The sequence below is a fragment of the Streptomyces prunicolor NBRC 13075 genome, assembly GCF_000367365.1.
Lineage (GTDB): Bacteria > Actinomycetota > Actinomycetes > Streptomycetales > Streptomycetaceae > Streptomyces > Streptomyces prunicolor.
Genome location: NZ_BARF01000054.1, coordinates 124,756 through 146,546 on the forward strand (window position 1 = coordinate 124,756; position 21,791 = coordinate 146,546).

19 protein-coding genes are annotated in these 21,791 nt (G+C 69.4%); 1 reads left to right on the forward strand and 18 read right to left on the reverse strand.

The window, feature by feature from the left end:
- Positions 1-17: 17 nt before the first annotated feature.
- The 6 genes from carB to pyrR form a co-directional block, all read right to left on the reverse strand.
- Positions 18-3,326 carry a carbamoyl-phosphate synthase large subunit gene (gene carB, locus SPR02S_RS24955; protein ID WP_019059737.1) on the reverse strand — a complete coding sequence of 1,103 codons (3,309 nt, stop codon included), beginning with the start codon at positions 3,324-3,326 and terminating at the stop codon, positions 18-20.
- Positions 3,319-4,476 carry a glutamine-hydrolyzing carbamoyl-phosphate synthase small subunit gene (gene carA / locus SPR02S_RS24960; protein ID WP_019059738.1) on the reverse strand — a complete coding sequence of 386 codons (1,158 nt, stop codon included), beginning with the start codon at positions 4,474-4,476 and terminating at the stop codon, positions 3,319-3,321. The genes carB and carA overlap by 8 nt, the downstream gene beginning before the upstream one ends.
- Positions 4,473-5,057 (reverse strand): PH-like domain-containing protein, encoded by a 585-nt coding sequence (locus SPR02S_RS24965; RefSeq protein WP_019059739.1) that lies wholly within the window; start codon positions 5,055-5,057, stop codon positions 4,473-4,475. Before SPR02S_RS24965 ends, carA begins: the two co-directional genes overlap by 4 nt.
- Positions 5,054-6,340 (reverse strand): dihydroorotase, encoded by a 1,287-nt coding sequence (locus SPR02S_RS24970; protein WP_019059740.1) that lies wholly within the window; start codon positions 6,338-6,340, stop codon positions 5,054-5,056. The genes SPR02S_RS24965 and SPR02S_RS24970 overlap by 4 nt, the downstream gene beginning before the upstream one ends.
- Before the next feature lie 5 nt (positions 6,341-6,345).
- Entirely contained in the window at positions 6,346-7,323 is a 978-nt protein-coding gene (locus tag SPR02S_RS24975; protein WP_019059741.1) for an aspartate carbamoyltransferase catalytic subunit, read from the reverse strand.
- Positions 7,324-7,408: 85 nt separating this feature from the next.
- A complete protein-coding gene (pyrR, locus tag SPR02S_RS24980; RefSeq protein ID WP_019059742.1) occupies positions 7,409-7,972 on the reverse strand; it encodes a bifunctional pyr operon transcriptional regulator/uracil phosphoribosyltransferase PyrR in 564 nt (187 codons plus the stop codon).
- A 252-nt stretch (positions 7,973-8,224) separates the two neighbouring features.
- Here pyrR and bldD point away from each other — a divergent pair, with 252 nt between their 5' ends.
- The gene (gene bldD, locus SPR02S_RS24985; RefSeq protein ID WP_019059743.1) at positions 8,225-8,725 is read left to right on the forward strand and encodes a transcriptional regulator BldD; all 501 of its coding nucleotides are present in this window, start codon (positions 8,225-8,227) and stop codon (positions 8,723-8,725) included.
- A 214-nt stretch (positions 8,726-8,939) separates the two neighbouring features.
- On the opposite strand, the gene nusB is transcribed toward bldD, so the two are convergent.
- From nusB to SPR02S_RS25045, 12 genes are all read right to left on the reverse strand, one after another.
- Positions 8,940-9,374: a transcription antitermination factor NusB gene (gene nusB / locus SPR02S_RS24990; RefSeq protein ID WP_019059744.1), complete on the reverse strand. Its 435-nt coding sequence runs from the start codon at positions 9,372-9,374 to the stop codon at positions 8,940-8,942.
- A gap of 2 nt (positions 9,375-9,376) precedes the next feature.
- The gene (gene efp, locus SPR02S_RS24995) at positions 9,377-9,943 is read right to left on the reverse strand and encodes an elongation factor P (RefSeq protein ID WP_019059745.1); all 567 of its coding nucleotides are present in this window, start codon (positions 9,941-9,943) and stop codon (positions 9,377-9,379) included.
- Positions 9,944-10,004: 61 nt separating this feature from the next.
- A complete protein-coding gene (locus SPR02S_RS25000) occupies positions 10,005-11,111 on the reverse strand; it encodes an aminopeptidase P family protein (RefSeq protein ID WP_026150842.1) in 1,107 nt (368 codons plus the stop codon).
- A gap of 183 nt (positions 11,112-11,294) precedes the next feature.
- Complete coding sequence (locus tag SPR02S_RS25005) at positions 11,295-12,131, reverse strand: Pro-rich N-terminal domain-containing protein (protein WP_026150843.1); 837 nt, start codon at positions 12,129-12,131, stop codon at positions 11,295-11,297.
- A gap of 165 nt (positions 12,132-12,296) precedes the next feature.
- Complete coding sequence (gene aroB, locus SPR02S_RS25010; RefSeq protein ID WP_020684209.1) at positions 12,297-13,388, reverse strand: 3-dehydroquinate synthase; 1,092 nt, start codon at positions 13,386-13,388, stop codon at positions 12,297-12,299.
- A complete protein-coding gene (locus tag SPR02S_RS25015; RefSeq protein ID WP_019059750.1) occupies positions 13,385-13,903 on the reverse strand; it encodes a shikimate kinase in 519 nt (172 codons plus the stop codon). Before SPR02S_RS25015 ends, aroB begins: the two co-directional genes overlap by 4 nt.
- On the reverse strand, positions 13,900-15,084 hold the full coding sequence (gene aroC, locus SPR02S_RS25020; protein ID WP_026150844.1) for a chorismate synthase: 1,185 nt from the start codon (positions 15,082-15,084) through the stop codon (positions 13,900-13,902). The genes SPR02S_RS25015 and aroC overlap by 4 nt, the downstream gene beginning before the upstream one ends.
- A 493-nt stretch (positions 15,085-15,577) precedes the next feature.
- On the reverse strand, positions 15,578-16,417 hold the full coding sequence (locus tag SPR02S_RS25025; RefSeq protein ID WP_026150845.1) for a shikimate dehydrogenase: 840 nt from the start codon (positions 16,415-16,417) through the stop codon (positions 15,578-15,580).
- Positions 16,398-18,152 (reverse strand): endolytic transglycosylase MltG, encoded by a 1,755-nt coding sequence (mltG, locus tag SPR02S_RS25030; RefSeq protein ID WP_078622983.1) that lies wholly within the window; start codon positions 18,150-18,152, stop codon positions 16,398-16,400. Before mltG ends, SPR02S_RS25025 begins: the two co-directional genes overlap by 20 nt.
- Positions 18,153-18,274: 122 nt before the next feature.
- The gene (gene ruvX, locus SPR02S_RS25035) at positions 18,275-18,739 is read right to left on the reverse strand and encodes a Holliday junction resolvase RuvX (RefSeq protein ID WP_019059754.1); all 465 of its coding nucleotides are present in this window, start codon (positions 18,737-18,739) and stop codon (positions 18,275-18,277) included.
- 15 nt (positions 18,740-18,754) lie between these two features.
- Positions 18,755-21,427, reverse strand: coding sequence for an alanine--tRNA ligase (gene alaS, locus SPR02S_RS25040; protein WP_019059755.1), 2,673 nt, complete (start codon positions 21,425-21,427; stop codon positions 18,755-18,757).
- Positions 21,427-21,786 carry a hypothetical protein gene (locus SPR02S_RS25045; protein ID WP_019059756.1) on the reverse strand — a complete coding sequence of 120 codons (360 nt, stop codon included), beginning with the start codon at positions 21,784-21,786 and terminating at the stop codon, positions 21,427-21,429. The genes alaS and SPR02S_RS25045 overlap by 1 nt, the downstream gene beginning before the upstream one ends.
- Positions 21,787-21,791 lie beyond the last annotated feature (5 nt).

Genomic DNA, 21,791 nt, shown 5'->3' on the forward strand with positions numbered 1-21,791 from the left:
TGTCCCCCTCAAGGCTGCTAGTCGCGGGCCGCGGTCAGGTGTTCGGCGTGTTCCTGGAGTGAACGCACGCCCACGTCACCGTGGTTGAGGGCGTCGATGCCCTGGACCGCGGCGGCGAGCGCCTGGACCGTCGTGAGGCACGGCACGGACCGCGCCACGGCCGCCGTACGGATCTCGTAGCCGTCGAGGCGGCCTCCGGTGCCGTACGGGGTGTTGACGATGAGGTCGACCTCGCCGTCGTGGATGAGCTGGACGATGGTCTTCTCGCCGTTCGGGCCGACGCCCTCGGACTGCTTGCGGACGACCGTGGCGTTGAGGCCGTTGCGCCGGAGGACCTCAGCGGTACCGGACGTGGCGAGCAACTCGAAGCCGTGGGCGACCAGTTCACGCGCCGGGAAGATCATCGAGCGCTTGTCGCGGTTGGCGACCGAGATGAACGCGCGGCCCTTGGTGGGCAGCGGGCCGTAGGCGCCCGCCTGGGACTTGGCGTACGCCGTGCCGAAGACGGAGTCGATGCCCATGACTTCGCCGGTGGAGCGCATCTCCGGGCCGAGGACGGTGTCGACGCCACGCCCATGGATGTCGCGGAAGCGCGACCACGGCATGACGGCCTCCTTGACGGAGATCGGCGCGTCGAGCGGGAGTTCGCCGCCGTCGCCGTGGGCCGGGAGCAGCCCCTCGGCGCGCAGTTCGGCGACGGTCGCGCCCAGCGAGATCCGGGCGGCGGCCTTGGCGAGCGGTACCGCGGTCGCCTTCGAGGTGAAGGGGACCGTACGGGACGCGCGCGGGTTGGCCTCCAGGACGTAGAGGATGTCGCCGGCCATCGCGAACTGGATGTTGATCAGCCCGCGTACCCCAACACCCTTGGCGATGGCTTCGGTTGAAGCCCGCAGGCGCTTGATGTCGAAGCCGCCCAGGGTGATCGGCGGCAGGGCGCAGGCCGAGTCGCCGGAGTGGATGCCGGCCTCCTCGATGTGCTCCATGACGCCGCCGAGGTAGAGCTCGTGGCCGTCGTAGAGCGCGTCGACGTCGATCTCGATGGCGTCGTCCAGGAAGCGGTCGACCAGGACCGGCCGCGAAGGGCTGATCTCGGTGGACTCGGCGATGTACGACTCCAGGCGGGTCTCGTCGTAGACGATCTCCATGCCTCGGCCGCCCAGGACGTACGACGGGCGGACGAGGACCGGGTAGCCGATCTCGTCGGCGATGGCCTTGGCGCCCACGAAGGTGGTCGCGGTGCCGTGCTTGGGGGCCGGGAGGCCCGCCTCCGCGAGCACCTGGCCGAAGGCGCCGCGGTCCTCGGCGGCGTGGATGGCCTCGGGCGGGGTGCCGACGATCGGAACGCCGTTGTCCTTGAGGGCCTGGGCGAGACCGAGCGGGGTCTGGCCGCCGAGCTGCACGATCACGCCCGCGACCGGACCGGCCAGGGACTCCGCGTGGACGATCTCCAGCACGTCTTCCAGCGTGAGCGGCTCGAAGTACAGGCGGTCGGAGGTGTCGTAGTCCGTGGAGACGGTCTCGGGGTTGCAGTTGACCATCACGGTCTCGTAGCCCGCGTCGCTGAGCGCGAAGGAGGCGTGGACGCAGGAGTAGTCGAACTCGATGCCCTGGCCGATGCGGTTGGGGCCCGACCCCAGGATGATGACCGCGGGCTTCTCACGCGGGGCGACCTCGTTCTCCTCGTCGTAGGACGAGTAGAAGTACGGGGTCTGCGCGGCGAACTCGGCGGCGCAGGTGTCGACCGTCTTGTAGACCGGGCGGATGCCGAGCGCGTGCCGGACCTCGCGGACGACGTCCTCGCGCAGGCCGCGGATCTCGCCGATCTGCTGGTCGGAGAAGCCGTGCCGCTTGGCCTCGGCGAGCAGTTCCGGGTCCAGCTTGTCGGCGGCGGCCAGCTCGTCGGCGATCTCCTTGATGAGGAAGAGCTGGTCGACGAACCAGGGGTCGATCTTCGTGTACTCGAAGATCTCCTCCTGGGTGGCGCCCGCGCGGATGGCCTGCATGACGGTGTTGATCCGGCCGTCGGTGGGCCGTACGGCCTCCTCCAGGAGCTGGATCTTCTCGCCGGGCTCGCCGACGAACGTGAACTGGCTGCCCTTCTTCTCCAGGGAGCGCAGCGCCTTCTGGAAGGCCTCGGTGAAGTTGCGGCCGATCGCCATGGCCTCGCCGACCGACTTCATGGTGGTCGTGAGGGTCGAGTCGGCGCTCGGGAACTTCTCGAAGGCGAAACGGGGCGCCTTGACGACTACGTAGTCGAGGGTCGGCTCGAAGGAGGCCGGGGTCTCGCGCGTGATGTCGTTCGGGATCTCGTCGAGGGTGTAGCCGACGGCCAGCTTGGCGGCGATCTTGGCGATCGGGAAGCCGGTCGCCTTGGAGGCGAGGGCCGAGGAACGCGACACGCGCGGGTTCATCTCGATGACGATGACGCGGCCGTCGACCGGGTCGATCGCGAACTGGATGTTGCAGCCGCCGGTGTCGACGCCGACCTCGCGGATGATCGCGATGCCCACGTCGCGCAGCACCTGGTACTCGCGGTCGGTCAGCGTCATCGCCGGGGCGACGGTGATCGAGTCGCCGGTGTGCACGCCCATGGGGTCGAAGTTCTCGATGGAGCAGACGACGACCACATTGTCGTTCTTGTCGCGCATCAGCTCCAGCTCGTACTCCTTCCAGCCGAGGATGGACTCCTCCAGGAGGACCTCGGTGGTCGGAGACAGGGTGAGGCCCTGGCCGGCGATGCGGCGCAGCTCCTCCTCGTCGTGGGCGAAGCCGGAACCGGCGCCGCCCATGGTGAAGGAGGGCCGGACGACGACCGGGTAGCCGCCCAGGGTGTCGACGCCGGCGATCACGTCGTCCATGGAGTGGCAGATGACCGAGCGGGCGGACTCGCCGTAGCCGATCTTCTGGCGGACGGCCTCGACGACGTCCTTGAAGAGGTTGCGGTCCTCACCCTTGTGGATGGCCTCGACGTTGGCGCCGATGAGCTCGACGCCGTACTTCTCCAGGGTGCCCGCCTCGTGCAGCGAGATGGCGGTGTTGAGCGCCGTCTGGCCGCCCAGGGTGGGCAGGAGGGCGTCCGGGCGCTCCTTGGCGATGATCTTCTCGACGAAGTCCGGGGTGATCGGCTCGATGTAGGTGGCATCGGCGATCTCCGGGTCGGTCATGATCGTCGCCGGGTTGGAGTTGACCAGGATGACGCGGAGGCCCTCGGCGCGCAGGATGCGGCAGGCCTGGGTGCCGGAGTAGTCGAACTCGGCGGCCTGGCCGATAACGATCGGACCGGAGCCGATGACCAGGACGGACTGGATATCGGAGCGCTTAGGCACGCTGGCCCTCCATCAGTGCTGTGCTCATCAAAGATGTGAAGCGGTCGAACAGGTAGGCGGCGTCGTGCGGGCCCGCTGCCGCTTCGGGGTGGTACTGGACGCTGAACGCCGGCCGGTCGAGCAGCCGCAGCCCCTCGACGACCTGGTCGTTCAGGCAGACGTGCGAGACCTCGGCGCGGCCGTACGGCGTCTCGGAGACCTTGTCGAGGGGCGCGTCGACGGCGAAGCCGTGGTTGTGCGCGGTGACGTCGACCTTGCCCGTCGTACGGTCCTGCACGGGCTGGTTGATGCCCCGGTGGCCGTACTTCAGCTTGTACGTGCCGAAGCCGAGCGCGCGGCCCAGGATCTGGTTGCCGAAGCAGATGCCGAAGAGCGGAGTGCCGCGCTCCAGGACGGCCTGCATCACGGCGACGGGGTGGTCGGCGGTGGCGGGGTCGCCTGGGCCGTTCGAGAAGAAGACCCCGTCGGGCTGTACGGCGTAGACGTCCTCGACGGTCGCGGTGGCCGGGAGCACGTGCACCTCGATGCCGCGCTCGGCCATCCGGTGCGGGGTCATGCCCTTGATGCCGAGGTCGACGGCGGCGACGGTGTACTTCTTCTCACCGATCGCGGGGATGACGTACGTCTCCTTGGTGGCGACCTCGGCGGAGAGGTTCGCGCCCGTCATCTCGGGGGCCTCGCGCACCTCGGCGAGCATGGTGTCGTCGTCGGGCAGCGTGCCGCCGGAGAAGATGCCGACGCGCATGGCGCCGCGCTCGCGCAGATGGCGGGTCAACGCGCGCGTGTCGATGCCGGAGATCCCGACGACACCCTGGTTGCGCAGTTCCTCGTCCAGGGAGCGGCGGGAGCGCCAGTTGGAGGGCACGCGCGCGGGGTCGCGCACCACGTAACCGGCGACCCAGATGCGCTGCGACTCGGGGTCCTCGTCGTTCACACCGGTGTTGCCGATGTGCGGGGCGGTCATCACGACGACCTGGCGGTGGTACGACGGGTCGGTCAGGGTCTCCTGGTAGCCGGTCATGCCGGTGGAGAACACGGCCTCGCCGAAGGTCACCCCCACGGACCCGTAGGCACGGCCGCGGAAGATCCGGCCGTCCTCCAGGACGAGTACGGCGGGAACCTTGGCGGCTCCCCTGGTGGAGGTCGTCATCGTGCGCCTTCCGTGTCGGTCGTTTCGAGACTCTTGTTGAGCATGCTGTTCAGGGTGTCGACCCACTCCGCGTGCTCGGCCGCGTGGTCCGAGCGGAACCCGGAGTCGATCAGCCGGTCGCCGTGCGCCCACGTCACGACCAGCAGCCCGCCCTCGCTGAGCACCTTCCCGGCGATGCCCTTGCCGAGCAGTGCCTCGCGCAGCGCGCCGGCCGGGATGAAGAAGTCGGTGGCTCCCGGTCGTACGACATCCAGGCCCGCCTCCGTCAGGGTCAGCTCGACCCGGCTGCGGGTGCCCAGGCCGTGCGCCACGATGCGGTCGAGCCACTGCCCGGCGGTGGTGGAGCCGTGGTAGCGGCCACTCATCGTCAGTTTCACCTCGCCGGGCTCTTCCGGCGCGGCGGGCAGCTCGGGCAGGTCTCCCTGGAGCGTGCCGCGCCACTTCCAGCCCTCGCGCATCAGCCAGTAGACGAGCGCGATGAACAGGGCGAGGCCGACGAGCCAGCCGATACGGGCGGCCCAGTCGGTCACCGGGGCGGACTTCTCCCCGGCCGCGAGGTGGGTCAGTTCCAGAGGTGTCACGTGAGCTTCCCGTCGACGAGCGTGGCCTTGCCCCGGAGCCAGGTGTGCGTCACACGGCCCGGCAGCTCACGCCCCTCGTACGGGGTGTTGCGACTGCGCGAAGCGAAGCCCGCGGGGTCCACCGACCCACGGTATTCCGTGTCGACGAGCGTGAGGTTGGCGGGCTCACCAGCCGAGACGGGACGGCCGTGCCCCACCGCCCGCCCGATCTCGGCGGGCTTGGCGGACATGCGCTCGGCGACCCCGGTCCAGGTGAGAAGCCCGGTGTCCACCATGGTCTCCTGCACCACTGACAACGCGGTCTCCAGGCCGACCATCCCCATGGCGGCGGCGGCCCACTCGCAGTCCTTGTCCTCGTGCGGGTGCGGGGCGTGGTCGGTGGCGACGATGTCGATCGTGCCGTCGGCGAGCGCCTCGCGCAGGGCCAGCACGTCGCGCTCGGTGCGCAGCGGCGGGTTGACCTTGAAGACGGGGTTGTAGGAGCGCACCAGCTCATCCGTGAGGAGGAGGTGGTGCGGGGTGACCTCGGCGGTCACGTCGATGCCACGGGACTTGGCCCAGCGGACGATCTCGACGGACCCGGCGGTCGACAGGTGGCAGATGTGGACGCGGGAGCCGACGTGCTCGGCGAGCAGGACATCTCGGGCGATGATCGATTCTTCGGCCACCGCCGGCCAGCCCCCGAGCCCGAGTTCGGCGGAGACGACACCCTCGTTCATCTGGGCGCCCTCGGTGAGGCGCGGCTCCTGGGCGTGCTGCGCGACGACTCCCCCGAAGGCCTTCACGTACTCCAGCGCCCGGCGCATGATCACCGCGTCGTCGACGCACTTGCCGTCGTCGGAGAAGACGGTGACCCCGGCGGCCGACTCGTGCATGGCGCCCAGCTCGGCGAGCTTCTTGCCCTCCAGGCCGACGGTGACGGCGCCGATGGGCTGCACATCGCAGTACCCGTGCTCCTGGCCGAGCCGGTAGACCTGCTCGACGACACCGGCGGTGTCGGCGACGGGGAAGGTGTTGGCCATGGCGAACACGGCCGTGTAGCCGCCGCTGGCGGCCGCGCGGGTACCGGTCAGGACGGTCTCGGAGTCCTCACGGCCGGGCTCGCGCAGGTGGGTGTGCAGGTCGACGAGCCCGGGCAGCAGCACCTTGCCGTCGGCCTCGACGACCTCGGCACCTTCGGCGGACAGCCCACTGCCGACCTCGGCGATGGTGTCCCCGTCGATCAGCACGTCCTGCGGCTCGCCGCCGAGGATCTTCGCACCACGGATCAGGATCTTGCTCATGTGACTTACTTCTCCTCGATACGGGTGTGACTGACGGCGGGTTCGTTGCCGCCCAGAAGCAGATAGAGCACGGCCATCCGGATGGACACTCCGTTTGCGACCTGCTCGACGACGGTGCAGCGGTCCGAGTCGGCGACCTCGGCGGTGATCTCCATGCCCCGGACCATCGGCCCCGGGTGCATCACGATGGCGTGCTCGGGCATCTTCGCCATGCGGTCGCCGTCGAGGCCGTAGCGCCGCGAGTACTCGCGCTCGGTCGGAAAGAACGCCGCGTTCATGCGCTCGCGCTGGACGCGCAGCAGCATCACCGCGTCGGACTTGGAGAGCGTGCTGTCGAGGTCGTAGGAGACCTCGCAGGGCCAGGCCTCGACGCCGACCGGCACCAGGGTCGGCGGGGCGACCAGGGTGACCTCGGCGCCGAGGGTGTGCAGCAGGTCGACGTTCGAGCGGGCGACGCGGCTGTGCAGGATGTCGCCGACGAGCGTGATCCGCTTGCCGGCCAGGTCCTGCCCGAGCCCGGCGTCCCGGCCGACGAGTCGGCGCCGCATGGTGAACGCGTCCAACAGGGCCTGCGTCGGGTGCTGGTGGGTGCCGTCACCGGCGTTGATGACGGCCGCGTCGATCCACCCGGAGGTGGCGAGCCGGTACGGCGCTCCGGAGGCGCCGTGCCGGATGACGACCGCGTCGACGCCCATGGCCTCCAGGGTCTGCGCGGTGTCCTTCAGGGACTCGCCCTTGGAGACGCTCGACCCCTTGGCGGTGAAGTTGATGACGTCGGCGGAGAGGCGCTTCTCGGCGGCTTCGAAGGAGATACGCGTGCGCGTGGAGTCCTCGAAGAAGAGGTTGACGACGGTACGGCCGCGCAGGGTCGGCAGTTTCTTGATCGGCCGGTCGGCGACCCGGGCCATCTCCTCGGCGGTGTCGAGGATCAGGACGGCGTCGTCGCGGGTGAGGTCGGCGGCCGAGATGAGATGACGCTGCATCTGTCAGGCTCCGTAAGGCAGTTCAGGTCAGGAGAATTCGGGCGCGCGGAGGCAGGACGTGCCACAGGGGCACGGCATCCGTCCGCTACGGGGTCTGCTTGACGCCGAGCAGCACGGTGTCGCGACCGTCCTCCTCGGCGAGCTGGACCTTGACCGTCTCCCGCAGCGACGTGGGGAGGTTCTTGCCGACGTAGTCGGCGCGGATGGGCAGTTCGCGGTGGCCTCTGTCGACCAGGACCGCGAGCTGCACCGCGCGGGGGCGCCCGATGTCGTTCAGGGCGTCGAGGGCGGCGCGGATGGTGCGGCCGGAGAAGAGCACGTCGTCGACGAGGACGACCAGGCGGCCGTCGATGCCGTCACCGGGGATGTCGGTGCGGGCCAGCGCGCGGGGCGGGTGCATGCGCAGGTCGTCGCGGTACATGGTGATATCGAGGGAGCCGACCGGGATCTTGCGGTCGGTGATCTCTTCGAGCTTGACGGCGAGCCGCTGGGCGAGGAAGACGCCCCGGGTCGGGATGCCGAGGAGCACCACGTCGTCGGCGCCCTTGGCGCGCTCGACGATCTCGTGGGCGATGCGGGTCAGGACCCGCGCGATGTCGGGGGCTTCGAGAACCGGCCGGGCATCGGACTCGTACTGCTGGGTGTCCATAAGAAACGGACCTCCTTCTCCGCCTCACGGGACGGACCTTAAAGGACGTCGGATTTGCGCCATCCACGGTAGCAGGCCGGGGCGACACCCCTGATCACCCCTATGGAGTAATCGGACACCGCTACCGCGGAAGAGCCGGTGCGGACCATTCGGCTTGACGCGGGAGCGTAACGCTGCGTAACCTCACAGTGAGTTACCAGCCGCGCGGCGCGGAAACACTGCAGCCGCGTCGACACAGTGTCCGGGAGCTATATGTCCAGCGAATACGCCAAACAGCTCGGGGCCAAGCTCCGGGCCATCCGCACCCAGCAGGGCCTTTCCCTCCACGGTGTCGAGGAGAAGTCACAGGGACGCTGGAAGGCGGTCGTGGTCGGGTCGTACGAGCGCGGCGACCGTGCCGTCACCGTGCAGCGCCTCGCCGAATTGGCTGACTTCTACGGGGTTCCGGTGCAGGAGCTGCTGCCGGGCACCACGCCGGGCGGGGCCGCCGAGCCGCCGCCGAAGCTGGTCCTCGACCTGGAGCGGCTGGCCCACGTGCCCGCCGAGAAGGCCGGCCCGCTGCAGCGCTACGCGGCGACGATCCAGTCCCAGCGCGGCGACTACAACGGCAAGGTGCTCTCGATCCGCCAGGACGACCTGCGCACACTCGCCGTCATCTACGACCAGTCCCCCTCGGTCCTCACCGAGCAGTTGATCAGCTGGGGCGTGCTGGACGCCGACGCGCGTCGCGCGGTCTCCCACGAGGAGAACTGAGCCGCTCCCGCCGAGCCGCTTCCCGTCTCAGCAGAAACGTGCCGCCGGGGTGGCCGGAACTTCACCGTTCCGGCCACCCCGGCGGCTTTCTGCGGGCCTCAGGAGCCTCATGCGTACGGGAACGCCCTGATGCCCGCGGGAACGCCGGAGGGCCCGCAGCGGTCGTGCTGCGGGCCCTCCGGCGTTTCGCTCGCGTATTGCTCTCGCGTACTGCTTACGCCTCGTCGCGGCGCAGCGTGGGCTTCAGGTCCTTGAAACGGCCCAGCAGGCCGTTCACGAACGAGGGCGACTCGTCCGTGGAGAACTCCTTCGCCAGCTGCACCATCTCGTCGAGGACGACGGCGTCCGGGGTCTCGTCGACCCAGATCAGCTCGTAGGCGCCGAGGCGCAGGATGTTGCGGTCCACCACGGGCATGCGGTCGAGCGTCCAGCCGACCGAGTACTGCGCGATCAGCTCGTCGATACGGCGCGCGTGCTGCGCGTACCCCTCGACCAGCTCCATCGTGTACTCGCTGACCGGCGGCTGCCGGGTGTCGTCCCGGGAGAGCCGGATCCAGTCCGCGAGGACGGTCTGGACGCCGACACCGCGCTGGTCGCCCTCGAAGAGGATCTGGAAGGCGCGCTTGCGGGCCGTATTGCGGGCAGCCACGGTTAGCTGTTCACCCGGCCGAGGTAGTCGCTGGAGCGGGTGTCGACCTTGATCTTCTCACCGGTGGTGATGAAGAGCGGGACCTGGATCTGGTAGCCGGTCTCCAGGGTGGCGGGCTTGGTGCCACCGGTGGAGCGGTCGCCCTGGACGCCGGGCTCGGTCTCCTGGATGACGAGCTCGACGGCGGCCGGCAGCTCGACGAAGAGCACCTCGCCCTCGTGCTGCGCGACCGTGGCGGTGAAGCCCTCGATCAGGAAGTTGGCGGCGTCGCCGACGGCCTTGCGGTCGACCATGAGCTGGTCGTAGGTCTCCATGTCCATGAAGACGAAGTACTCGCCGTCCATGTACGAGAACTGCATGTCGCGCTTGTCGACAGTGGCCGTCTCGACCTTGACGCCGGCGTTGAACGTCTTGTCGACGACCTTGCCGGAGAGCACGTTCTTGAGCTTGGTGCGCACGAAGGCAGGGCCCTTGCCGGGCTTGACGTGCTGGAACTCGACGACGGACCAGAGCTGGCCCCCGTCGAGCTTGAGCACCAGGCCGTTCTTGAGGTCGTTCGTGGAAGCCACGGTTGCGGAATCTCCTGGACTGACGTGGACGACCACGGGACACGCGCACAGCTCGGAAAAGCTAGAGCGCGAGCAGCTCCTTGGTCGTGATGGTGAGTAGCTCGGGTCCGCCGTCCGCCTCAGGGCGTACGACGAGCGTGTCATCGATCCGGACACCGCCCCGGCCCGGGAGGTGAACCCCCGGTTCGACGGTGACCGGCACGCAAGCGTCCAGTTTACCCATGGCCGCGGGGGCCAGCTGCGGCTCCTCGTCGATTTCGAGTCCGACACCGTGGCCGGTGGGGGCCGCGAGGCCCTCTGAGTACCCCGCGGAGTCCAGTACCTGACGGGCCGCGCGGTCCACATCCCGGTAGGCGGCACCGGGGCTCAGGGACTCCCGCGCAGCGCGCTGGGCGGCGAAGACGAGGTCGTAGAGCTCGATCTGCCAGTCGGCGGGAGAGGTGCCGATGACGAACGTACGGCCGATCTCGCAGCGGTATCCGCGATAGGTGGCGCCGAGGCAGACGGAAAGGAAATCTCCTTCCTCGACCCTGCGATCGGTCGGCCGGTGACCGCGTCTGCCGGAGTGCGGGCCGGTGGCGACGGAGGTGGCGAAGGCCGGGCCCTCCGCGCCGTGGTCGACGAGCCGTCGCTCCAGTTCGAGGGCGAGGTGGCGTTCGGTGCGGCCGACGAGGATCGACTCCAGGAGCTCTCCGAGGGCTTGGTCGGCGATCTCGGCGGCGATTCTCAGACAGGAGATCTCCTCCTCGTCCTTGACGACCCGCAGCTGTTCGACCGCGCCGCCGATGTCGGTGAGGCGGAGCGTGGGGGCGACCGAGCGGAGGGCTCGGTGGCGGGTCACGGTGAGGTGGTGTTCTTCTACGGCCATGGATTCGGCACCGTGCGCTGCCGCGAGGTCTGCGGCTGCTACGGCGGGGTCGCCACCGGGGCCGGGGAGTGTGTGGATGCGGAGGGCCTCGTCGGGACGGCCCTCTGGTGGCCGCTCGTCCAGCGGGTCTGTGCAGACCAGCGTGTCGTCGCGCTTGCCGAGCAGCAGGACGGTTCCCTGCGGGGCTGGACCGGCCAAGTAGCGCACGTTGGCTGGATTGGTGACCAGCGCGGATTGACTGCCGCCGGCTTGGGCTCGGTCCCTGAGCCTTGCTCGGCGGGCTGCGTAGACCTCTGACATGAGATGAGCGTAGGAGCGGTGGCTGGATTGTGCTGGTTGGGAGGGTGCCGTTCGGGGGACGGGGTGGGTTCGGCGGTTGTGTGCCGGGTGCGCGCCGGTGGGGGCTCGTCGCGCCCACGCGGCGGAGCCGCACATTGATACAGCCCCGCGCCCCTAAAAGACAAAAGACATGAGTCCCGGTGATTACCAGCTCGGGGGGCTGGCTATCGATCGTGCGAGTACGTCGTTCAGGACCTGGGCCGTCTGCTGGACGTCCATCTGGGAGTTGTCGATGATCGGGAGGCCCGAGCCGTACCAACCCGCCATGCGGCCGTGGATGCGGGCGACCTCCTCGTCGGTGAGGCGGCGGTTGCCGGCTCGTTTGGCGTTGCGTTCCAGGACGATTTCCAGGCCGGGCAACAGGACGACCGGGAGGAGGCCGGGGCCCACGTGGCGTTTCCAGCCGCCGAGGCCTACGACCGGGCGGTCGGGGAAGACCGCGTCGTCGAGGATGCAGGAGATGCCGTTCGCGAGGAAGTTGCGCGCGGCGAAGCCGCAGGTGCGGCGGGCCAGGCGGTACTGGGCCTCGGAGTGGTCGTTCCAGCCCGACTGGGGGTCGGCGAAGCCCGAGCGGACCCATTCGCGGACGTCGTCGAGGCTGATATGGGCCGTGGGGACCCGGCGGTGGTCCGCCCAGTACTTGGCGACGCTCGTCTTGCCCGCGCCGGCGGGGCCGATGAGCAGCACCGCGAGGGTCGTGGAGGTCGGGTCGGGGGCTGCCGCGGCCGGTGGGGCGCTGGGCATGGGCACGGGGCCGCCCGGCGGGAGCTGGATGTGGCCGGTGGTGTCCGGGGTGCGGCGCGGCATCGTGTGCGGCACCGGCGGGGTGGGCGCGAAGCCCGGGGCCGGTGGCGGGGGTGGCACGGGCGCCGGGCCCGGATGGTGCGGGCCCGACTGTTGTCCGGCCGGGGACCAACCGGTGGTCGGTCCCTGCCCCGGCTGGTGGGGCGGCGGCAGCGGTGACCCCACTGCGTGCTGCATCCGGTGCCACTCCGTCTCGTACAAGGCAATTGGCGCTGGCAGCGGGCCCGAACCCCGCTCCGTACCGAACGGTACCTTCCCCGGCCGCCATTTGGTGAACGGCCGGGGAGCGGCCGAAGTGCCCATCCCCGCAAGGCAAATGGGCAGGAACGGGCTTCGCCGGACTTACTCGCCCACTTCGCCGTACGCGGCGAGCAGGACGGCCGGGTCGGGGCCCTCAAGGACCGTCGGCTTGGCGAGGCCGTCGAGGACGATGAAGCGGAGCAGGTCGCCGCGGGACTTCTTGTCGACCTTCATGTTCTCCAGCAGCTTGGGCCACTGGTCGTAGCGGTAGCTGAGCGGCAGGCCGACCGATGCGAGGACCGTGCGGTGCCGGTCGGCCGTCGCGTCGTCCAACCGGCCCGCGAGACGGCCCAGTTCGGCCGCGAAGTGCATGCCTACGGCCACTGCGGCGCCGTGCCGCCACTTGTAGCGCTCGTTCTTCTCGATGGCGTGCGCGAGGGTGTGGCCGTAGTTGAGGATCTCGCGCAGGCCCGACTCCTTGAGGTCGGCGGAGACGACCTCGGCCTTGACCTTGATGGAGCGCTCGATGAGCTCGGCGGTGTGCGGGCCCGCCGGGGTGCGGGCGGACTCCGGGTCGGACTCGATGAGTTCGAGGATCACCGGGTCGGCGATGAAGCCGGCCTTGATGATCTCGGCGAGCCCGGAGACGTAGTCGTTGACCGGGAGGGAGTCCAGCGCGGCCAGGTCGCAGAGCACGCCGGCCGGGGGGTGGAAGGAGCCGACGAGGTTCTTGCCCTCGGCGGTGTTGATGCCGGTCTTGCCGCCGACGGCCGCGTCGACCATGGCGAGCACGGTCGTCGGTACGGCGATCCAGCGGACCCCGCGCAGCCAGGTCGCGGCGACGAAGCCGGCCAGGTCGGTGGTGGAGCCGCCGCCGACACCGACGATGACGTCGGAGCGGGTGAAGCCGGACTGGCCCAGCGCCTTCCAGCAGTAGGCGGCGACCTCGGCGGTCTTGGCCTCCTCCGCGTTCGGCACCTGGATGGCGACGGCCTCGAAGCCCTGCCCGGCCAGGTCCGCGCGCAGCGCCTCGCCCGTCTCGGCGAGGGCCTCCGGGTGGATGATCGCGACCCGCTTGACCCGGTCGCCGATCAACCCGCCGAGTTCACCCAGGAGTTGACGGCCCACCAGGACCTCGTACGGGTCGCTGCCCGCCGTGCCGCCGACCTGGATCCGCGTCACTGACTCGCTCATGCTTCCTTCAACTCCAGTGCGTCCAGGACGGCTTGGGTGACGTCCTCGGGGGTGCGGCCGTCGGTGGGTACGACGGCCTGCGCGACCTCGGCGTACAAGTGGCGCCTGGCTTCCATCAGTTCGCGCCACTGCTTGCGCGGGTTGATGGCGAGCAGCGGGCGGGCCGCGTTGAGGCCGGTGCGCTTGACCGCCTCGTCCACGTCCATGGAGAGGTAGACGACCCGGTGTCCGGTGAGCAGCGTGCGCGTGTCCTCGTCGAGGATCGAGCCGCCGCCGAGCGCGAGGACGCCGTCGTGCCCGGCGAGTGCCTGGTGCACGGCGCGCTTCTCGATGGCGCGGAAGACGGGCTCGCCCTCGTCGACGAAGATCTCGGCGATGGTGCGGCCCTCGGCGGCCACGATGTCGTCGTCGGTGTCCCGGTAGCCGACGCCGAGCCGGTCGGCGAGCTGCTGCCCGACGGTGGACTTGCCGACGCCCATGGGACCGACCAGGACGACGAGCGGGGCTGCGGTCACCGGATGGCCAGGTTCTCGAGGTACGAGCGGACGTTGCGGCGGGTCTCGGGCACCGAGTCGCCGCCGAACTTCTCGGCAACGGCGTCCGCGAGGACGAGGGCGACCATCGCCTCGGCGACGATGCCGGCGGCCGGAACCGCGGACACGTCGGAACGCTGGTGATGAGCCTGCGTGGCCTCACCGGTCACCACGTCGACGGTCTGCAGGGCACGCGGCACGGTCGCGATGGGCTTCATCGCGGCGCGCACGCGCAGCAGTTCACCCGTGGACAGCCCGCCTTCGGTGCCACCGGAGCGCCCGGAGACCCGACGAATGCCCTCATCGGTGTTCACGATCTCGTCGTGCGCCTGGGAGCCGGGCACCCGAGCCAGCTCGAAACCGTCACCGATCTCGACACCCTTGATCGCCTGGATACCCATGAGGGCACCGGCGAGGCGGGCGTCCAGCTTGCGGTCCCAGTGCACGTGCGAACCGAGGCCGACGGGAACGCCGTAGGCAAGGATCTCGACGACACCACCGAGGGTGTCACCGTCCTTGTGGGCCTGGTCGATCTCCGCGACCATCGCCTTCGAGGCATCCGCGTCCAGGCAGCGCACGGGGTCGGCGTCCAGCTTCTCGACATCGGCGGGCGTGGGCAGCACACCCCGCGGCGCCTTGGCGGAAGCCAACTCCACGACATGCGAGACGATCTCGATCCCGGCCGTCTCCTTGATGTACGACCGGGCGACGGCGCCCAGCGCGACACGGGCCGCGGTCTCCCGCGCGGAGGCACGCTCAAGGATCGGCCGGGCCTCGTCGAAGCCGTACTTCTGCATACCGGCGAGGTCGGCGTGACCGGGCCGCGGGCGGGTCAGCGGAGCGTTACGGGCGAGACCCGCCAGGATCTCCGGATCGACCGGGTCGGCCGCCATGACCTGCTCCCACTTGGGCCACTCCGTGTTGCCCACCATGATCGCGACCGGCGAACCGAGGGTCAGCCCGTGCCGGACACCGCCGAGGAAGGTGACCTCGTCACGCTCGAACTTCATGCGCGCGCCGCGTCCATAACCGAGCCGGCGCCGGGCCAGGTGGTCCGCCACCATGTCCGTGGTGATCGGCACGCCGGCGGGAAGGCCCTCCAGCGTCGCCACGAGTGCGGGACCGTGGGACTCCCCCGCGGTCAGCCAGCGCAACCTGCTCAACGGTGCTCCTCATGCTCGCGCCCTGGTACTGCTGCGTACGCGCGTCCTCGCGTACGACGACGACGTGACCGGGTGCGCGGCCCTGGCCCGCCACCCCCCGATCCTCCCACGTCCGGGGCACACACCTGCCCGACGGTCCAGGGAACGGACGCGGAGTGGTGGAGGCGCCTGGCGTACGGCCCGTCCTCGCTCCGCACGACCGGGCCAAGGCCGGGGTTCGATTGTCGCGCGCGTGGCCGCCTTGCGGGGGCCGCGTGAACGGCCGGACGGTGGCTTCTTGACGGCTTTGCCGGGGTGAGGTCGAGGGTCGCCTGACGGCGATGGTGGACGCTCTACGGAGCCTGGGTCAGCAGTCGGCCATCACCTCTCACCCGCGGCATCTGGCCGGAGGCAATGACCCGCCAGACCGTGCTGCCGGGTTGGGTTCATCAATCAACCGACGTCGTCCAGCCCGCCCTGTCGACCCCGGCCGGCAACAGCGGAGTGGCGCCCCTCACCGATCCGCCAGCGCCTTCTCTCCCGCCCTCCGCATCGCGTCCACCGGTGCCGGTCGGCAGCCCGTCATCTGTTCCACCTGGAGTACCGCCTGGTGGACCAGCAGGTCGAGGCCGCTGACGACCGCGCCGCCGTAGCCGGACCAGCGGGCCGCGAGGTTCGTGGGCCAGGGGTCGTAGAGGACGTCGAAGAGGGTGGCAGGCCGTTCCGGTACGGCCGAGGCGAGTGCGTCCGTCGTACCGGCGGGCGTGGTCGCGAAGACCAGGGGGGCGCGCAGCCCCTCGGCCGCGTCGGCCCAGTCCGCCGTGCGGACCTCCACGTCGAGCCGCTCGCCCCACTGCCGCATCTCGGCGGCGCGGGCCTCGCTGCGGACGTAGGCGACGACCTTGCCGGTGCAGACGCGGGAGAGGGCGGCGAGCGCGGAGGACGCGGTGGCGCCGGCGCCGAGGATCGCGGCCGAGTCGACCTGTTCGATGCCGTGTTCGCGGAGGGCGGCGACCATGCCGGGGATGTCCGTGTTGTCGCCGACCCGTCGGCCGTCCTCGGTGAACACGACCGTGTTGACCGCGTCCACCGATGCCGCGGTCTCGCTGATCTCGTCCAGCAGCGGTATGACCGCCCGCTTCAGCGGCATGGTCAGCGACAGGCCCGCCCACTCCGGTCCGAGGTCCTTGAAGAACCCCGGCAGGCCCGCCTCGTCGACGTCGAAGCGGTCGTAGGACCAGTTGTCGAGCCCCAGCTCCCCGTACGCCGCGCGATGCAGCACCGGGGAGAGGGAGTGGGCGATGGGCGAACCGAGCACGGCGGCACGGCGGGCGTCAGTTGCCCGAACTGTCATTGAACTTTTCCTTGAGTGCCTGGAATTCGGCGTACGTCTTGGCGAATTCGGTCTTGTTCTCGCCGTCGGTCGCCACGAAGTAGATCCAGCCGTCGCGGGTCGGGTTCAGTGCCGCTGCCAGAGCCTCGTCACCGGGGTTGTCGATGGGGCCGGGCGGCAGGCCCTTCTGGGTATAGGTGTTGTACGGGTCCTTGTTGCTGTTGATCTCGGACTCGCTGATGCGGATCTTGCTCTGGCCCTTCAGATAATTGAAGGTCGAGTCGAATTGCAGATACTGGTTGGTCTGATCGTTCGTGGTCTTGAGACGGTTGTAGACGACTTCGGCCATCTTGCGGAAGTCCTCGTGCGTCTTGCCCTCGGCCTGGACGAGGCTCGCGACCGTGATGAGCTGCAGCGGGTTTTCCAGGTTGAGCGCCCTGGCCTTCGCCGAGAGGCCGATCGCGTCGTATTTCTCATTGGCCTGGGCGACCAGCTGCTTGAGGACCGTCTCGGGTTTCATGCCCTTGGCGGCGCCATAGGTTCCCGGGAAGAGGAAACCCTCCAGCGGGTCCTTGATGTTCTTGTTGTCGTTCGCCCAGCTGGGCAGTCCGAGGCTCTTGTACTCCTTGGCGGCAACAGCCTTGGTGGTGCCGTCGGAAATCTGGAGTTTCTTGTCGATCGCCGCGTAGACCTGGGCGTTTCGCCAGCCCGGGGCGACGATCAGATTGTCCTGGCTCGTAGGGTCGAGCATCAGCTTGACGGCGCTCGCGGCGGACATATTCTTCTTCAGCAGGAAGACGCCGGCCTGGATCTTCTTCCCGTCCGGATTCTGGGACTGGGCGACCACGAAGGCGTCCACGCTCTTGACGACGCCCGCTTCCTTCAGCTTCTGCCCGATATCCGATCCGAAGGCGCCCTTGGGGATGGTGACGCTCACCGAACCGGTACCGTCGCCCGCGTAGTCCGGCGCCGAGCCGAAACGGTTCTGGTAGAGGTGGTAACCGAAGTAGCCGACGGTGGCCAGGCCGCCGCCGAACACCATGACGACCACAAGGCAGGCGCAGCCGTTGCGACGCTTCCGCTCCTTGCCGCCTTTATCCTTGCCTTTGCCTTTGCCGCCCTTGCCCCGCCGGTCACCGCGCCCACGCCCGTCCGGCTCGTCGTCGGCCTCGTCGTCATCGTCGCCGCCACCCGCGAAGAACGCGTGTTCACCCTGATCGGGGCCCGGGTCCCAGTCGGTCTTCTCGGGTTCGGGCTCGGTGCGGCGCCTGCTCGGCGGCTCCGGCGGCGGGTACGCCTCGGGCGTGCCGTAGAAGTCGGGCTGCTGTTCGCCGTAGGCCGCGGCCTGTTGCCCGTACGGGTCGACAGGATCCGCGACGTACGGGACCTGACCGGGCACACCGGTGCCGTCCCAGCCGCCCTGCTGATATTGCTGCTGACCGGCGTACTGCTGATGGCTCTGATCGGCGTACTGCTGCTGGTCCGCCCACTGTTGCTGGTCGGGGTACTGCGGGTTGCCCTGTTCGTCGTAGACCTGGTATTGCTGCTGCGCCTGACCGTAGTCGGCCTGCTGGCCATGGCCCCAGTCGCCGTACTGCTGCGGCTGCTGCGGCTGTTCCGGATAGTGCTGCGGCTGGCCGCCGTAGGAGGACTGCTGCCCCGGCTGGGCCTGCTGTCCTTCCCATCCGACGTCCCCGAACAACGGGTCCTCCGGATGCCACGGTTCGGAGCCTGGGCCCCGGCCATACTCAGTCATCGATCCCCTAGAGCCGCGAGGCGGCGGTCGCGGCGCTTGCGGCTCCGGCTTCCGTCCCGCCTCTTGCTGTGCCATGGCTGTTCGAACACCATCACATCGCGCGGAACGTTACCGTATCGCGATCAGATGACCACTTCGACGCCCTCGCCGGGTGCTTTACCTGACACCCGTTCGGATTCCAGGGCCTGCTGCAGAATGATGACCGCTGCCGCCTGGTCGATGACCGACCTGCCCTTCTTGGACTTCACCCCGGAGGCGCGCAGTCCCTGACTGGCCGTCACCGTGGTCATCCGTTCGTCCAACAGTCTGACCGGTACCGGGGCGATGCCCTTCGCGAGTTCCTGGGCGAAGGCCCGGACCTTCACGGCGGCCGGTCCCTCGCCGCCCTTGAGGGAGCGCGGGAGACCGACGACGACTTCGATCGGTTCGTACTCCTCGGCGAGTTGCTTCAGCCGGCGGTGCGCCGCCGGGATGTCGCGGCCGGGGACCGTCTCGACGGGAGTGGCGAGGATCCCGTCGGGGTCGCACGAGGCGACCCCGATCCGGGCGTCCCCGACGTCGATCGCGAGTCGACGTCCTCTGCGCATCTTCGCGGCCGTTTCTTACTTGGCCGTGTCGGCGACGAGGCGTTCGACAGCGTCCACGGCCTCGCCGACGGCGGCCGGGTTCTGGCCACCACCCTGGGCCACGTCCGGCTTGCCGCCACCGCCACCGCCGAGGGTCTTGGCAGCCGCGCGGACCAGGTCGCCGGCCTTGAGACCGCGCTCGCGGGCGGCCTCGTTGGTGGCGATGACGGTGAGCGGCTTGCCGTTGTTGACCGTGAAGAGGGCTACGACGGCTGCGCGTCCGCCCTGGATACGGCCGCGCACGTCGAGGACCAGCTTGCGCAGGTCGTCGGCGCTCGTGCCGTCCGGCACCTGGCCGGTGACCAGCGCGACACCGTGCACGTCCTTGGCGGACTCGACGAGACCGGCGGCCGCCCGGAGCACCTTCTCGGCGCGGAACTTCTCGATCTCCTTCTCGGCGTCCTTCAACTTGCCGAGCATGGCGGAGACCTTCTCCGGAAGCTCCTCCGGGCGCCCCTTGATCAGCTCCTGGAGCTGGGCGACGACCGTGTGCTCACGCGCGAGGAAGTTGTAGGCGTCGACACCAACGAGCGCTTCGATACGGCGGACTCCGGAGCCGATCGACGACTCGCCGAGCAGCTTGACCAGGCCGAGCTGCGAGGTGTTGTGGACGTGCGTACCGCCGCACAGCTCCTTGGAGAAGTCGCCGATGGTCACGACGCGGACCCGCTCGCCGTACTTCTCGCCGAACTCGGCGATGGCGCCCTGCTTCTTGGCCTCGTCGAGGCTGAGGATCTCGGCGTGCACGTCCAGGTCGCGGGCGAGCACCTCGTTGATCTTCTGCTCGACGTCGGTCATCACGGCCGTGGGAACCGCGGACGGCGATCCGAAGTCGAAGCGGAAGCGGCCCGGCTGGTTCTCGGAACCGGCCTGCGCGGCCGTCGGACCCAGCGCGTCACGCAGCGCCTGGTGGGTGAGGTGGGTGGCCGAGTGGGCGCGGGCGATGGCGGTACGGCGGCGGATGTCGATCGCGGCCTCGGCCTTGGCGCCGACGGTGACCTCGCCGTACTGGACGACGCCCTTGTGAACGTAGACGCCCGGGACCGGCTTCTGGCAGTCGCGGATCTCGATCACGGCACCGGACTCGACCTTGATGCGGCCGGTGTCGCCGATCTGGCCGCCGCCCTCGGCGTAGAACGGGGTGCGGTCGAGGACGATCTCGACCTCGTCGCCCTCGGTCGCGGCCGGGGAGGAGACACCGTCGACGAGGATGCCGACGATGGTGGACTCGCCCTGGGTGTCCGAGTAGCCGATGAAGTCGGTCTCGCCGGCCTTGTCGGCGATCTCGCGGTAGGCACCGACGCCCGCGTGGCCGGTCTTCTTGGCCTGCGCGTCGGCCTTGGCCTGGTCGCGCTGCTGCTTCATCAGTCGCCGGAAGCCGTCCTCGTCCACGGAAAGGCCCTGTTCGGCGGCCATTTCGAGGGTGAGGTCGATCGGGAAGCCCCAGGTGTCGTGGAGCAGGAACGCCTTGTCGCCGGCGAGGATCTTGCCGCCCGACTGCTTGGTGTCGGCGATGGCGGTGTCGAGGATGTTGGTGCCGGCCTTCAGCGTCTTGACGAAGGCGGCCTCCTCGGCGAGGGCCACGGTCTCGATGCGCTGGCGGTCGGTGACGAGCTCGGGGTACTGCTGGCCCATCATCGCGATGACGGTGTCGATGAGGTCCTTGACGACCAGACCCGTGGCACCGAGCAGGCGCATGTTGCGGATGGCGCGGCGCATGATGCGGCGCAGGACGTAACCGCGGCCCTCGTTGCCGGGGGTTACGCCGTCGCCGATGAGCATCACGGACGTACGCATGTGGTCGGTGACCACGCGCAGGGAGACGTCGGACTCGTGCGACTCGCCGTACTCGACGCCGGTCAGCTCGGTGGCCTTCTTGATGACGGCCATGGAGGTGTCGATCTCGTACATGTTCTGCACGCCCTGCAGGATCATCGCGAGGCGCTCCAGGCCGAGGCCCGTGTCGATGTTCTTGCTGGGCAGCTCGCCGAGGATCTCGAAGTCCTCCTTGCCGATGCCCTCGCCGCGCTCGTACTGCATGAAGACGAGGTTCCAGATCTCCACGTACCGCTCGTCGTTGACGGCGGGGCCGCCCTCGACGCCGAACTCGGGGCCGCGGTCGTAGTTGATCTCGGAGCACGGGCCACAGGGTCCGGGGACGCCCATCGACCAGTAGTTGTCCTTCTTGCCGAGGCGCTGGATGCGCTCGGCGGGGACGCCGATCTTCTCGCGCCAGATGGTCTCGGCCTCGTCGTCGTCGAGGTAGACCGTGATCCACAGACGCTCGGGGTCGAGGCCGTAACCACCCTTGTCCTGGGGCGAGGTGAGCAGCTCCCAGGCGTAGGTGATGGCGCCTTCCTTGAAGTAGTCGCCGAAGGAGAAGTTGCCGCACATCTGGAAGAACGTGCCGTGCCGGGTGGTCTTGCCGACCTCTTCGATGTCGGGCGTGCGCACGCACTTCTGCACGCTGGTGGCGCGCGGCCACGGCGGCTTGACCTCGCCGAGGAAGTACGGCTTGAAGGGGACCATGCCGGCGGGGACCAGGAGCAGAGTCGGGTCGTCCGCGATGAGCGACGCCGAGGGGACGACGGTGTGGCCGCGCTCCTCGTAGAAGCTCAGCCAGCGGCGGCGGATTTCAGCCGACTCCATCAGTGGTCCTCATTCCGGTTGTACGAGTACGTCGTCCTGTCGTTTCTTTCGACGGACATCGGGGTGTTGCGGTTCTCGATGGCGATGTGCTGCCGGGGCGCCGGGAGTTCGGGGTCGACCGGGGCGTTGATCCCCAGCGCGTCACCGAGTTCGGCCTCGCGCTGGGCCATGCCCGCGCGGACGTCGAGCGCGAAGTGCACCGCGCTGTCCTTGAGCTTGTGGCCCGCTTCGAGCGCCTTGTTGGCCGCGGCGACGGCGAGGTGCTCGGGGGTCAGCTGCTTCAGCTTGCGATTGACCTTGGTGGTCGCCCAGACACCGGCGGCTACGCCCGTGCCGAACCAGAACGTACGGCGGAACATCGCTC